Origin of the sequence: Paraflavisolibacter caeni, from assembly GCF_025628885.1 — a bacterium.
Taxonomy (GTDB): domain Bacteria; phylum Bacteroidota; class Bacteroidia; order Chitinophagales; family Chitinophagaceae; genus Flavisolibacter; species Flavisolibacter caeni.
On record NZ_JAOTIF010000040.1, the window covers coordinates 22,582 to 36,001 of the forward strand.

Here is a 13,420-nt window from a genome sequence, read left to right on the forward strand (position 1 = left end):
TTCGATGAGGAAAAAAATGAATCAATTATTCAGTACTAGTTGGATTATGCAAATGAAAGTAAATGGAAGAATTTGGGTGGACACAGAAGAGGGTTCCTTTTTAGGGGTGGGAAGAATTGAGCTTTTGGAAAAGATCCAAAAGCATCATTCTATCAGACAGGCAGCATTGGAAATGAAGATGTCCTACCGACAAGCATGGGATTTAATAGACCAAATGAATGCACGAGCAAAGATGCCCCTGGTCATTTCACATCGAGGGGGTAAAGGCGGTGGCCGGGCAGAAGTAACGGAGGAAGGGCAACGCCTTATTCATACTTTTCATCAACTGAATGACAAATTCAAGCGGTTCCTAGAAAAAGAAACAAAAAGCTTAAACATCTAGTAATATTTCCATTTATCATTCTTTTCTGTCAATTACTCTATACTCACAAACTGGAGAACTGGAGACGCTTGACGGGAACCAGGTGCAGTTGTCTTTACGAAAAGTAGTCAGTGTGCTTATTGGAATACCAAGTTGATTTCATTACATTCATGTGTAGAAATGGAAAGTATCATTCTTCAATCTATCATTACCTGTCCTCATTGTGGTTTTCAAAAGGAGGAAACAATGCCTACTGATGCCTGCCAGTACTTCTACAAGTGCACTCATTGTGGGCAGCGCTTACAGCCTAAAGCAGGGGATTGCTGTGTATTTTGCAGTTATGGAACAGTGAAATGCCCTCCTATACAACAGAGCAGGAGCTGCTGCAAATGATTAAAAGTAAGTTGATTAGCTAATCCAGTTAACGCTTGCGATTCCAACCTTTGTCGTTTTGCCCCTTAGCTGAATCATGCCCAATGTTTCTGTCTTGAGATCATGATTTAAATCAATTTTCTCCAATAAGGATTCTGAAATAAGTAGCTTTTTATTGTATTCATTACATACACTCTGAATCCTGGCTGCTGTGTTCAACGTATCACCATGATATGCGATATCCCTTTTGATGACGCCGATCTCTACAGCGGTCACTTTTCCCAAATGAAGACCAGCTTTGAAGTTGGGAAGAAACCCATAGTACTTCGAATAATACTCGCTCCTATCTAGAAACTGTTTTTCACAAGCAAAGAAAAACCTGATACAGGAAGCGTCTCTTAATCCATCGCTTACCCTCCAGGTCACAACAATTTCATCCCCGACATACTGATACACTTCAGCATTAAATAGCGAGAGTACCTGGTTAATATCCATAAAACTGTCCCTGATAAATGAACTGTATTTCAAATGGCCCAATTGTTCTGCCGTTGCTGTAGATGATTTTAGGTCCATGAATAAAAATATCCTTTCCTCTTCCCGTGGATTTCTGTATTTCCCCAATAGTATAGGGACCAAGACGCCAGGGCCATATTTCTTATTGACCTGGTTGATGAAATTGATTACAAGGGTCATAAAGAAATAATAAATCACCAGTATATAAAAAAAATATTCCCAGGATTTATTACTTATAGTTAAATATGCTTTATAAGTTGAAGGATAAATAAGGAAGTCGGAGAAGACAAATCGCATCAATCTTACAAGAAGAATAAGAACACATAAAGAAATGATTGTCTTCAATAAAATCACCTTCCCCAAAGGTTGTTTTCTAAATATGTTTTTATCAAGGTAATGATCTGTTAACCCAAGACTTATTCCATACAGAATACCCAAAATGACCGCAACCAAGATAACCGGGCCCAATCGGCTTAATGCAGGCAAATCAAGCTTTTGGGTGATTAACGAGGCGTGCAGATGCAAAATAACTCCCAGCAATATATTGGCAACAATCCAGAAGTTTATCTGAATGCCTACATAAGATAAAACCGGGAACCTTGCGGAAAACCTTTGGGCGAGGGTTGTATAATCAAATTTCTCATGCATCCTTATGCATTTCCTGAATTCAAATATACTGCTTGCAGGATCATCTCATTCTCTCCCCTATTATCCAGGTATTTGCACTACCGTATTTTAATCGGATCAATCTTAATACCTGGGGATGCAGGAATGACGAATGCCGAATAAAGGGATAGAGGAGTCGGGGTTTTATGGGGAGCAGAGGAAAGAGTGGAAGAAAAGATGCTTTTTAGAGGTTTAGGAACGAAGAAGGATACCCCTGCCCCGAATCAAGTATATCGTTGGTATGGCTCAAGTACGGCTCAGGTACGAAGGATGGTAGGTTGAAGGGTGGCGTAAGGAGGGGGTGAGCGGTGGTATGGGGAGTGGTGTGAGCAGAGGTATGAGCGGTGAATGTGGGGTAGGACAAAAGCGGCCATTTCCTGCCATTTTATGCCAAATCGGCCAAAAGCGGCCACCAGGGTTTGGGGTGTGGGTGGGCAGCCCTAGCTTTAGGGGGTAAATGAATCAAAAGATGAAACAGCTCTACATTGATAACAGGATCCGGTTGGTGATTGTGGAGGGCAAAGTGATGCCCCGGCTCTTGTTGGGCATCCTCCGGGGTACGATTGGGAAGTGCTTTGTGGTGAAGCACTATAAGGGGAACAAGAAAAAGAAGTGGAAGAAAAGGATCGTGATCACCAAGTACCCGGACATGAGTGGAGTGGTGGCTTCTGAAAAGCAGAGAGAGCGGAGGGATTTGTTTAAGGAGGCGGTGGTGTATGCCCGGTGGATACTCTCGGATCCGGAACAAAAGAAGGCCTTCCGAAAGACCCTGCCCCGAAAGAAGCGGAAGCATGTCTACCAGGCGGCCATCCGCTTGTATATGAGGATGCAGGGGGACAAGCAGTGGCTGAGGAAGCAGCTGGCGGTCAGAGGGATGATGAGCACGGGCAGAAGGGAAATGGCGGAGTTTATGAATGGGCAATGGTCAATGGGGAATAAGAGAGGGAGGAATGCTGGTAGAGTGCATGGAGCGATGACAGGTGTGCATGCTGGTGGGTTGAATGGCTGTGAACAGGTGGGAGCCTGGAAGGTGGTGTGGCAGAAAGAAGAGGCAGTGGGGCTTGAGGTAGTTGGTGATTTTGGAAAGGAGCTGGGAGGTTTAGAAGTATTGCGGATTTAGCAGATGGTGTTGAAGAAAGTAATTTGAGTGGAAAGTTCTGTGTTGTCTTTTTGAAGTGGAAAGGCTTCAATTTCCAAGGGATGGCCAGGCATAAACTTTACTTTCAGAATTTCTGATTGCATACACAGAAGTATCGGGTTGTCATAGCTATGAATTAGGTTTGTTGATACCTAAATTTTCACGGCTGTATTCTTCAGGACTTTCTATGATTTTATTAATGAATGTTGCAAGGCTTTTTTGGGATATGACAGAACCTTTTTCGGGCTCACCTTTTCGTGTGATTTCATAATCTACTTCATCTGCATTGGTAAACCAGGTTGGTCTCAAGATTGTGTAATCGAGGTTTGATGCTTCAATTACATCAGCTAATTTCCGGTACGGCTTCAATACAGAACGAAGTGGGGTTTCATAAATGCCTATAGAGCTGATCGCAATAATCCTTCTCACGCCTGTTTCTTCCATTGCTTTCACAATGTTGTTTGCCATTGCTTCAAGGTCGCCAGCAAGATTTACATATATAATATCCTGCCCAGTTATAGCTTCTATAAGTTGATCATAATCCAGTACATTGCCTTCAATGATGCGCGCTTTGGAAACATCCTTGTTTCTTAACCTGCTTTTGTCACGTAAAAACAAAGTCAGGTTGATGTCTTCCTTCTCTATCAAAAGATCAATTACTTGCCTTGCGATATTTCCACTGGCACCAAGTATAATTACATTTTTCATTTTTAAGATTTATTTCCTGTGTTTCGACAATACCGTCAATGTTTGAGCCCGCCAGACTGCAGGGCTGACTGGTCTTTTAACAGCCTTGTATACTTATCCCTCTGACATGTCTTCTGACATAGAGAGCAGTCCCTCATTGAGCCTTGCACCTTGTATATTAATTTTTGACAATTCACTGTCAATTTCCTGCAGGTCTTCGGCTGTTAACTGAATGTCTACTGATTGCACATTATCATCGATGTATTCCAATTTATCCATACCGGGGATGGGAACGATCCAGGGCTTTTGGGCCAGCAACCAGGCAAGGGCAATTTGTACTGGTATTGCGCCCTTTCTGGCTGCAATACTGCGCAGCATTTCTACTACCGGCATATTGGCCTTCATAGCTTCCGGCGTAAAGCGAGGGAAAACTGCCCTGAGATCGGTCTCAGGATCAAACTTTGCACTGGGATCGATAGTGCCGGTCAGAAAGCCTGTGCCCAGAGGTCCCCAGGGTACGAATCCAATGCCCAGTTCTTCGCATACAGGCAACACTTCAGCTTCGGGTTCCCTGTTCCAGATGGAGTATTGGTTTTGAACCGCAGCCACAGGATGTACAGTATGTGCCCTGCGGATGGTAGTGGCATTAGCTTCTGAAAGTCCATAGTATCTTATCTTACCCTCCCGGATCAACTCTTTTAGTGTACCCGCAACGTCTTCAATGGGTACGGCCGGATCAACCCGGTGTTGATAAAACAGGTCAATCACATCAGTCTTCAGCCTTTTAAGCGAGGCTTCTGTAACAGCCCTAATATGCTCCGGGCGGCTGTCTACGCCAATAGTAGCACCATTCTCGTCCAGTTTAAAGCCAAACTTGGTCGCAATGATCACTTCCTTTCGGAAAGGGGCCAATGCTTCACCAACCAGTTCTTCATTAACATATGGACCGTAAGCCTCTGCTGTATCGAAAAAGGTAATCCCTTTTTCAACAGCAGAACGGATTACAGAGATGCCATAAATTTTGTCTTTAGCGGGCCCTGTACCAAAACTCACATTCATGCATCCCATGCCAAGAGCTGACACTTCAAGACCACTGTTTCCTAATTTTCTTTTATTCATTGATGCGTATTTTAGGCAATGATTTTTTTTGAGTCACAAAGCTAACCAGCACCATTGGATTGGATACTACCAGAATTACGGATTTACCTACCATTTTTACAGATACCCAGCTGTGCACTCTTACGCGGGAGAATGATTTGATAATTTTGAGTCATTAAATACGAGAGGATTATGAAAAGTGTACTGGACATAAAAAACATTCGTGATTACAACTCCTTAGTTGGGCATGAAACATTACATCCCTTAATAAGTGTAATTGATTTTTCAGAAACGAAATCCTACAAGCAACCACGGGAGCAGACTTTGCGGTTCGGCTTTTATGCAGTATTCTTCAAAAACCAGGAACATTGCGATATACGCTATGGGAGAAATTATTACGATTACCAGGAAGGAACATTAATTTTTATTGGCCCTGACCAGGTGGTAAGCATTGAAGAAGATGGAGCTGATTACCAGCCTACGGGCTATGCATTGTTATTCCATCCAGACCTGATACGAGGCACATCGCTCGGGCAGCATATGAAAGACTACAGCTTCTTTTCTTATGATGTTCATGAGGCACTGCATCTGTCTGAACAGGAAAAAGAAGTCGTGATGGAATGTTTCCGGAAGATTGACTATGAATTGAAGCATGGGATTGATAAGCACAGTAAGAAGCTGATTGTGTCGAACATTGAACTCTTTCTGAATTACTGTACACGGTTTTATGACCGTCAATTCATTACCCGTGACCATGCTAATCCAGGTGTATTAGAAAAATTTGAAGGTATGCTGAATGAATATTTCAGCTCGGAAAAGCCACAGGAAAAAGGGATTCCTACAGTTGCTTATTTTGCCAGCCAACTTCATCTTTCGGCAAACTACTTCGGAGACCTTGTGAAGAAAGAAACAGGCAAAGCAGCATTGGAGTATATTCAATCTAAATTGATTGACGTGGCCAAGGAGAAAATATTTTACCCGTTTATTTAAGCAACGTGTGGGGCAGTCTCCAAATAAGTACCGTACCTGATTGATGTTATATATTATAATTTCCTTTAGGTTGATTTGCACACTTTCATAAACGAACAATTTCATCCAATCAGCTGCTCGGCACCGCCAAGAGCGGTAAGTGCAGAAATGGTAACAATTGCTTGCTGTCTTGCACTCAGTTCCTGGCCTGTTTGCATATGGTGCTGATTATTTGTATTCACCGGTTGTTGTGCATTTGTATTATTGGTGTCATACGAATAGCTTTTGGTTATTAATCATCAATCCAAACGCTTCATCTTCAAAAATTCAGAGAGATGATTAGCGATTTCGAGGTTATTTAAATCTGACATGAGAAAGTGTGTATTGCCTTTAATTCCTATTTCGGGCAGATGCACCAGTGTTACATCTCCTCCGTGGCGGTTTACTACATCTCTGAACTGTTTTGCCACAGAGAGAAAAACACGCCATTGTTCCTGACCTGGGTTTAGGGAAGGTTGCTCCGGAATATTGTCACCGTAATAGATAATTATTGGAATTTTTGTGAGCTTCATAAAGTCTGCCATCGGTACGCTTGGAGGTATGATGGTACGACCAGAGAGTTTTATGCTATCAGGTGCTTCCCCTTCGGGGAAAACAAAATCAGCACCCGGCTCAAAGGAAACAATTGCCCTTATATTATTGTTCTTAATGGCAGTACGCCAACCCAGACCACCACTTTGAGAGTGTGTGACCAAAATGCCTTGTCCTATTTTGCTAAACAGTGAAGAAACAGCATCGATGTTTACTTGTGCATCGTAGGACCCTGTGTTGGGCACCATCTGACGATTGAACTGGTTCAACGCTTCAGGATCTTTTGAGAATTGTACTTCCGGATAAAAGTTTGGATAGATACCAAGGCGGAAAATACCAAACCAAAGCTGTTCATCAGGAGCAGCTGTAATATTTAAGGGCTTTGTGCTACGTGCTGCCCGACCACGCCTTGGCTGGTCAATCAGGTAAACCGGAAAGCGGCGACGCAGGAAAACGTTTTGATACCCTTCACGCCCATCGGGGGTCGTTTCCCAGGTTTTCGCAGATTGCCCATGCCCATGCCAAAACACCAATGGAAGTTTACGAGCATTTTTTGGTATTTGATAAAAAACATAAGCATGGTCGCCGTGAAGCGTCTGCCCTGTTGAACTTTGGTTTACCGGGTTGTATGCACCGTCTTTAATTGGATCGAATGTACCTGGATTTGTAATTACAGTGCCTCCCACAGCGAAGCTGCCTTGCTGCTGAATAGTTAACGGCCCGGTGCTTGTGCCTCCTTTAGTAGATGCACATGCAGTCATGAGCATAGAGACAGTGATTGATAACAGAATAAAGCCTATTTTTCGATTGATCTTTTCTACTTGATACATAAATAACATTTTGAGTTTATCAATACCATAGTTGACGGCTATCTACCTACTGACTTCTTATGGTGTTTCTTTCATTAGCTCTATTTTTTGCAACCATTGCTTCACTTTAGTTTCTGCCTCTTTTGCCTTTTCTCCCTTGATTACAAAATATACCCCGTCTCTTTCCACTCCGCCTTTCATTTCAAAGCCTTCCAATATTTTGCTACCTGGACACAGTTCCTTTACCGTCTGGAAGCTACTTCCTACACCATAGCCTGCATTTGTATTGAAAGGAATTACTGTTTTTCCCTTAAGGTTATACTGGTGTAAAAAGCTCTTCATTGGTGGTGGCAATTGCATACCCCAGGTAGGAAAGCCAACAAACACAACATCATAGTTTTGCATGCTGTCGATTTTTGTCTTTAAAGGCGGTAAATAGCCTGTTTCGTTTTCCTTCACTACCTGTTGTACCGTAGCCTGGTAATTCTCAGGATATGGCTTCTCTAATTCAAGCGCAACTAATGTTCCACCTACATTTTTTTGAATAATTTCCGCTATCGCCTTTGTGTTGTTTGTTCGGGACAAATACACAATTAATATCTTTTTTGGTGATATTGATTGTGCTTTCGAGCAACCCGAGGTAAAACACAAGCCAATGATTATCGAGAGAAATATTGCGTTTTTCATATCAGTAAGTAAATTATTATTTCTTTGGTGGTACCTTGACACCGGAGAAAGCCAGAACACCCTGCGGCAGATGGCTATCTCAATGCTGTGTGTCGTTAGGAGTAAGAAGCCTTGTAAACGACAATGAGCCCAGCAGCCATTTGCCGTTCTCTTTAATATATACTTCCGTAACTATAAATGGATTGGTTACTTCATTTCCCCCTACCACTGCCAGTAAGGTGATGTTATTTAACAGGATGGCACTACTCCGTTATTCAGTTTTACTTTTTGCATCGTATATTTCTTTTGACTACGCAAAGGTCCCTGCTTCTTTTTACGCAGATGGTATACAGATTCCGGTTTTTCATACCAATATTGCTGATTAAAACATGCTTATCAACTATAGGGCGAATAACGTTGTAATTTTGAATTTTATTACCCGTGATAAAGCCCACAAGGGGATTTTAGAAAGATTTGAGCTTTTGTTGAACGAGTATTTTCAGACAGACAAACCACAAGAAATTGGTTTGCCTTCTGTAGCTTATTGCGCCAATGAATTGAATTTATCTGCCAGCTATTTTGGTGATCTGATCAGGAAGGAAACAGGAAAAACAGCGCAGGAATATTAATCTAAAGGGACACTTAACAAAACATTGTATAAAGTGCTGCAAAGGCTGATGATATTGTCCCCAAAGCAATGCTGAAGCCTTTTGAATCTGATCAAAAGTAAACCTATTTGTAGTCAAGTACTTCTTTTATTATAAGCTTTAAGATAGTGTTGGCGTTATATTTTTAACAAAAAGCTTACCTTTGCCAAGTTAATTTGAGCCTCGCATTAAGTAATCATTAATTATCCTGCTTTATTTGCATTTTAGTTAGTCTCTACTCCTTGCATTTCTCAGATATTTTTTATTTTTTTAAAACAATAAGTATGAACATTTATGTTTCAAACTTAAGCTTCAATGTACAGGATGAAGACTTAAAAAGCTTTTTTACTCCCTATGGGGAAGTAACTTCTGCTAAAGTGATTAATGACAAGCTTTCAGGTAGATCAAGAGGATTTGGTTTTGTTGAAATGTCAAGCAATGAAGAAGGTCGTAAAGCAATTGCTGAACTGGACCAGGCAACAATAGACGGCAGAACTATCAAAGTAATGGAAGCCAGGCCCAAAGAAGAAAAGCCACGCGATTTCAACCCATTCCGCAACAAAAATAGTGGTAGATATAATCAATCGTAATTTTTTAAAATCAATCCACTCAATATACTAACAAGAACTAAAAATCAATATGGCTAAATCAAAAGAAACATTCAATAAAAAGGAAAAAGAGAAGAAAAGATTAAAACAGCGCCAGGAAAAGCGTGAAAAAATGGAAGAGCGTAAAGCAAACGCACAGAAAGGCAAAAGCCTTGACGATATGATGGCTTATATTGACGAGGATGGCAATATCTCATCAACACCTCCAGACCCAAAGAAAAAGAAATTGTTCAAACAGGAAGACATACAAATAGGTGTTCCTAAATATGAGCCAACTGAAGAAGACAACGTTATATCAGGAACAGTAACATTTTTTGATGAATCAAAAGGATTTGGTTTTATCAACGAAAAAGTATCTGGAGAAAGAGCATTTTTTCATATCAACAACGTATCATTTAGAATAAAGGAAAATGATAAGGTAAGCTATGAAGTAGAGTCTGGACCAAAAGGATTGGTTGCCGTAAATGTTGTTCTGTTGCCTTCGTTATAATAACATACAATCTATGATCCGCATCAACCTGCTTCTGGGTTCCTGGAAGTATTGAATTATGCCTTGATCCATAAAGACAATTCTTTTTTAATAGCCACTCTAAACTTTTGTATAGCACCAATCTTTTGACTGGAAGTCTTAAACCTTTCTTGTGCATGTTTATACTCATTGCTCTCAATCTGTTTCAATCCTGCTAACATTGTATTCTCATTGATTTCATTACCATAGGTTCTAGCGATTGAAAGTACCTCATAATATAAAAGTTCTAATTGAATAAAGGAACCTTCATCGCTGGATATAGCACGTATCCTGCGAATAGCATAATCAATACTTCGCTTATCATTTTCAGATATTTTTTCACTCAAACCATGTAGATTCTTCATCAAAACAATATTTTATCTATTTAAGATTTCATCTTAAGAAAGCATCGATTGTAAACTGGATCACCTGATTATTCTCTCGGCGGGCAATTAAAGAGGTTGCAATTGTGGAATCAAGTAAAGTAAAGAAGTTACAGGACTTACAATAAACTTTAACCAGTAACTTAAAGTTAAGCTTTAAAATCTATAATTTAGAATATACTTTTTGACTAGTTCTGCATGCAACTGTACATCCCATGGTTGTCTCCAATCTCTAAAATAATGGCTACCTTTAAAAATATGGAAGATTTACAGATTAGATTCCGTGATGAAGTTTATAAAGTTTCCTATGAAATGGAACCTATAAACTGGATCAACGTTTATATCGTCTTTGTTAATGACCCATACCTTATTAACCTTGTGGGAAGAAACTTTTTCCATATTCTACAAGTTACTTCAGAACTTCAAAATATTTATTGGTACGGCAGCAAAAAGGAGCAAGATAAGAATGCAAACGACTTCAAATGGACAGTTGCCAATGCCATAAGAAATGATAAGGGTGAATATATCTAATACTAATCAATCCAACTTTATTTGATCACCTAATGCAAGTTCAAGCTGTTAACTTTTGATTTTTCTGTAGATATGCATTAGGGTTATGCTCTAGCGCACCCTGGGGCAACCACTGCCACCACAGCCCTAAATCCTTTTGAATGATGTTCCTGTAAAATGCAGGCAACAGTGTTGTTTCGCCTTCAAAATACTTTCTAAAGGCTGAGTCTTCTATCAGGTTCTTACGTACCTTATGGTAAAAACGAAGGCGTCCATAACCTTCAGATGAAACAGCACGCATAAAATTCATCCACCTTGAGGTAAAATTCGGTGTTGCCATAAAACGCCGGTAGAGCGCTTTTTTGGAAAAAGTATAAGCCGTCAGGTCTATTACTTTGTTATAGAAATCCACCCATTCATAATTCTTAGGCTTTAAGTTCATAGCCAGATGGTTGTTCAAAAAGTGAAAAGGAAAGGGCAGTACACGGCCAGCCCTCTGATATTCCAGGTTCAATGGAGCTGCTTCACCAAAAGCTGTCAGTAAAGAAAAGCCTGGAAAAGCTGCAGGAGTCAGGTCAACAAAGCGCTTGGTAAGCTCAAAAGGCGCATCGCCCACATCACTATCCAATCCTAAAACAAAGTTGGTTTGAACGTAAGGTACATAGCGGAACATCATGTTCACGTGCTGCGAAATGCGGTTTACTTTTTCCTCTCCCTCTAAATGTGCCGTACGGGATTTATTGCCTAATTCATACCAGGACTCAATACCTGGTAGCAGTGCCTCAAAACCATTTTGTTCCATCACTTTCAGGTGGTCTTCCGTTAGAATAGTAAGGCTACTTTCAGCAATGAACTGTATGCTTTTGGGCGGAGCTGCGGAAGATATAGCTTCCATGTTGTCCTTGAAACGTACGCCAAAGTTGGGGTCATGCCACACCACCCATGGCTTTTTAAATTTAGTGAGCAGGAAATGCAGATCTTCCCTGATCACCTCATATTCCAATGGTTGATATGGAACAACTGAATCAATACAAAATGAACAGGTATAAGGGCAACCTACGCTGCCTAGCATGGGCACAATCTTTAAGAAGGGGGCTTTCTTCAGTGTAGGCTCCATAAACTTCCATCTCTCCTTTACCCCGGGCAGTTGAGCCGGTTGTCCCTTGGCAGCGAGATGCTTGCCTAAAGGCCTTTGTGGCGTACAATTGTCCAAGACTTCCTGGATCGTTGAACGGTGGGTAAAGCCCAACACATAATCAAAGTATTTAATAGCATCATCAGGATAGCAACGGGCATGCGGCCCTCCTAACACAGTAACAGCACCCTGGCTTCGGAAATAATTGCTGAGCGCATAAGCTAACAGGGCAGCTTGTGTGAAAGAAGAAATAAAAACAAGGTGCACATCCTTTGGCAACTCCTTGTGCAGGTCTTCGGTGCCGGTATAACAAATCATCTTTACTTCATGCCCCTCTTGTTCGCACCAGGTGGCCACTACCTGTGGCATGATGCTAGCCAGATTAGCGTGCATGATCTTAGACCATAGAGTGTTAGTTGGACCTTTGCTGACCAGGTCAATAACGCCGATTTTTAGTTTCGCCATGGATTATCAATTTGATTTCCCATCATCATAAAAACAGTTGGAAAAATCCTGTTCAATGGAGAGGATGGGCTGTTTACAGGTTTGACTTACTGAATATATTCATTTTTTTTGAATTATTAAAATTGAATTATTGAAATGACCATCCGAATAGTTAATAAAGGATTGCCTCAGCTTTGCTAATAATTTTAGCATCTACCTTTCGAATAGTGATATGGACCAGTCGGCGAAAAGATGGGCAAGGAAAGCCCTACCACTGAAGCAGGTTGCAGAAAGCAAGGACCTAATCGTTGAAAGTTTAGCAGAGGATATTATTTCCATGACATTGGAAAACATGATTTTTCTTTTACCACCTGAGGTTAAAACAGTAAAGAGCCCATAATAATTCTTAATTTGAGCCACCAATGTAAATTCCATTGGACTTTACACGATAATGGAAGAACTGATCATCCCTGTTATATACAAAGGAAAAGAAATAGAGTTCACTGCAAGTGTTCTTAAATCCGGGTACGATTATAAGTTCAAAGTGAATGTAAACGATATTGATATTTTGTTTGAACCAGATGAAGAGCGGAATTACAGGGCAATTATTAATCCGGAATTTTTGGAAGGCAGAAACAAGATTGATGCTGAATTGCTACAGGCTATAGCAAGTACGCTTGAAGCCGCTGGAAAGTAGGTCTGAGGTGTGTGAATCAGACTGCCAGTGTTTTGAATTAAAGACTAACTTTAAGAATATGGAAGATTTACAAGTTAAGTTCCGGGATAAGGAATATAAGTTATCTTATGAGATGGAACCTATCAATTGGATCAATGTTTACTTAGTTTTTGTTCAGGATCCCTATCTCATCAATCTTGTTGGAAGAAACTTCTTTCACATTCTACAAGTTACTACAGAGCTTCAAAACACTTATTGGTATAGCAGTAAAAAGGAGCATGATAAGGAAGCAAACGAATTTAAAAGGATTGTTGCCAATGCCATAAGAAATAAAATCAACGAATAAAAAACGCTGCTTCACAGAGGGAGCAAAGTACACTTAAAGTAATACATAAATAACAACCCATAAGATCCGTGATAACCAGAAGTTACCCCAGGTATCAAACCACTTCCATTTGTTTCTAAAAATTGTAGGATTCATGTGAAACAGTCCACCTGAATATGAATGTTATAGTATTAGTTAAATCAGTACTTCTTTACCAAAATCAGCCATTTTTCAACAGATGCGACCTTTAGATTAGCGGTTAGAAGTTAAGAAGTTCTTTGAAGATAATGTTTAGATGATAAATTTAGTGGAAG

At 40.5% G+C, this 13,420-nt stretch carries 17 protein-coding genes and 1 pseudogene; 10 read left to right on the forward strand and 8 right to left on the reverse strand.

The window, feature by feature from the left end; genetic code table 11:
* Positions 1–16 precede the first annotated feature (16 nt).
* Both OCK74_RS26245 and OCK74_RS26250 read left to right on the forward strand, forming a co-directional pair.
* Positions 17–382: a winged helix-turn-helix domain-containing protein gene (locus tag OCK74_RS26245; RefSeq protein ID WP_279300090.1), complete on the forward strand. Its 366-nt coding sequence runs from the start codon at positions 17–19 to the stop codon at positions 380–382.
* A gap of 105 nt (positions 383–487) precedes the next feature.
* Positions 488–754, forward strand: a pseudogene (locus OCK74_RS26250) (GDCCVxC domain-containing (seleno)protein); the annotation flags it as partial.
* A 15-nt stretch (positions 755–769) separates the two neighbouring features.
* Here OCK74_RS26250 and OCK74_RS26255 read toward each other — a convergent pair.
* Complete coding sequence (locus OCK74_RS26255; RefSeq protein ID WP_279300092.1) at positions 770–1,894, reverse strand: adenylate/guanylate cyclase domain-containing protein; 1,125 nt, start codon at positions 1,892–1,894, stop codon at positions 770–772.
* Positions 1,895–2,381: 487 nt separating this feature from the next.
* On the opposite strand from OCK74_RS26255, the gene OCK74_RS26260 reads away from it, so the two are divergent.
* Entirely contained in the window at positions 2,382–3,032 is a 651-nt protein-coding gene (locus OCK74_RS26260; protein WP_279300093.1) for a hypothetical protein, read from the forward strand.
* Here the strand turns inward: OCK74_RS26260 and OCK74_RS26265 are convergent.
* From OCK74_RS26265 to OCK74_RS26275, 3 genes are all read right to left on the reverse strand, one after another.
* Entirely contained in the window at positions 3,029–3,154 is a 126-nt protein-coding gene (locus tag OCK74_RS26265) for a hypothetical protein (RefSeq protein ID WP_279300094.1), read from the reverse strand. The two genes, OCK74_RS26260 and OCK74_RS26265, sit on opposite strands and share 4 nt — an antisense overlap.
* A gap of 25 nt (positions 3,155–3,179) precedes the next feature.
* On the reverse strand, positions 3,180–3,758 hold the full coding sequence (locus tag OCK74_RS26270) for an NAD(P)H-binding protein (RefSeq protein ID WP_279300095.1): 579 nt from the start codon (positions 3,756–3,758) through the stop codon (positions 3,180–3,182).
* A 93-nt stretch (positions 3,759–3,851) separates the two neighbouring features.
* Positions 3,852–4,856, reverse strand: coding sequence for an aldo/keto reductase (locus OCK74_RS26275; protein ID WP_279300096.1), 1,005 nt, complete (start codon positions 4,854–4,856; stop codon positions 3,852–3,854).
* A 171-nt stretch (positions 4,857–5,027) separates the two neighbouring features.
* Here OCK74_RS26275 and OCK74_RS26280 point away from each other — a divergent pair, with 171 nt between their 5' ends.
* Positions 5,028–5,825, forward strand: coding sequence for a helix-turn-helix domain-containing protein (locus OCK74_RS26280; RefSeq protein ID WP_279300097.1), 798 nt, complete (start codon positions 5,028–5,030; stop codon positions 5,823–5,825).
* 278 nt (positions 5,826–6,103) lie between these two features.
* Here the strand turns inward: OCK74_RS26280 and OCK74_RS26285 are convergent, their stop codons facing one another.
* Entirely contained in the window at positions 6,104–7,225 is a 1,122-nt protein-coding gene (locus OCK74_RS26285) for an alpha/beta hydrolase (protein ID WP_279300098.1), read from the reverse strand.
* 57 nt (positions 7,226–7,282) lie between these two features.
* Positions 7,283–7,891 (reverse strand): flavodoxin family protein, encoded by a 609-nt coding sequence (locus OCK74_RS26290; RefSeq protein ID WP_279300099.1) that lies wholly within the window; start codon positions 7,889–7,891, stop codon positions 7,283–7,285.
* A gap of 368 nt (positions 7,892–8,259) precedes the next feature.
* On the opposite strand from OCK74_RS26290, the gene OCK74_RS26295 reads away from it, so the two are divergent.
* The 3 genes from OCK74_RS26295 to OCK74_RS26305 all read left to right on the forward strand — a co-directional run bounded on the left by OCK74_RS26295 (position 8,260) and on the right by OCK74_RS26305 (position 9,615).
* Positions 8,260–8,499 (forward strand): helix-turn-helix domain-containing protein, encoded by a 240-nt coding sequence (locus tag OCK74_RS26295; RefSeq protein WP_279300100.1) that lies wholly within the window; start codon positions 8,260–8,262, stop codon positions 8,497–8,499.
* A gap of 302 nt (positions 8,500–8,801) precedes the next feature.
* Positions 8,802–9,107 carry an RNA recognition motif domain-containing protein gene (locus tag OCK74_RS26300; protein ID WP_279300101.1) on the forward strand — a complete coding sequence of 102 codons (306 nt, stop codon included), beginning with the start codon at positions 8,802–8,804 and terminating at the stop codon, positions 9,105–9,107.
* A 49-nt stretch (positions 9,108–9,156) separates the two neighbouring features.
* Positions 9,157–9,615, forward strand: coding sequence for a cold-shock protein (locus OCK74_RS26305; protein ID WP_279300102.1), 459 nt, complete (start codon positions 9,157–9,159; stop codon positions 9,613–9,615).
* Positions 9,616–9,671: 56 nt separating this feature from the next.
* On the opposite strand, the gene OCK74_RS26310 is transcribed toward OCK74_RS26305, so the two are convergent.
* On the reverse strand, positions 9,672–9,998 hold the full coding sequence (locus OCK74_RS26310) for a hypothetical protein (RefSeq protein WP_279300103.1): 327 nt from the start codon (positions 9,996–9,998) through the stop codon (positions 9,672–9,674).
* Between the two features lie 258 nt (positions 9,999–10,256).
* Between OCK74_RS26310 and OCK74_RS26315 the strand changes: the two genes are divergently transcribed.
* The gene (locus OCK74_RS26315) at positions 10,257–10,547 is read left to right on the forward strand and encodes a hypothetical protein (protein WP_279300104.1); all 291 of its coding nucleotides are present in this window, start codon (positions 10,257–10,259) and stop codon (positions 10,545–10,547) included.
* 40 nt (positions 10,548–10,587) lie between these two features.
* Here the strand turns inward: OCK74_RS26315 and OCK74_RS26320 are convergent, their stop codons facing one another.
* Positions 10,588–12,126, reverse strand: a complete 1,539-nt coding sequence (locus tag OCK74_RS26320) for a B12-binding domain-containing radical SAM protein (RefSeq protein WP_279300105.1) — start codon at positions 12,124–12,126, stop codon at positions 10,588–10,590.
* Positions 12,127–12,556: 430 nt separating this feature from the next.
* Between OCK74_RS26320 and OCK74_RS26325 the strand changes: the two genes are divergently transcribed.
* Both OCK74_RS26325 and OCK74_RS26330 read left to right on the forward strand, forming a co-directional pair.
* A complete protein-coding gene (locus OCK74_RS26325; protein WP_279300106.1) occupies positions 12,557–12,802 on the forward strand; it encodes a hypothetical protein in 246 nt (81 codons plus the stop codon).
* A gap of 58 nt (positions 12,803–12,860) precedes the next feature.
* Entirely contained in the window at positions 12,861–13,127 is a 267-nt protein-coding gene (locus OCK74_RS26330; RefSeq protein WP_279300107.1) for a hypothetical protein, read from the forward strand.
* Positions 13,128–13,420 lie beyond the last annotated feature (293 nt).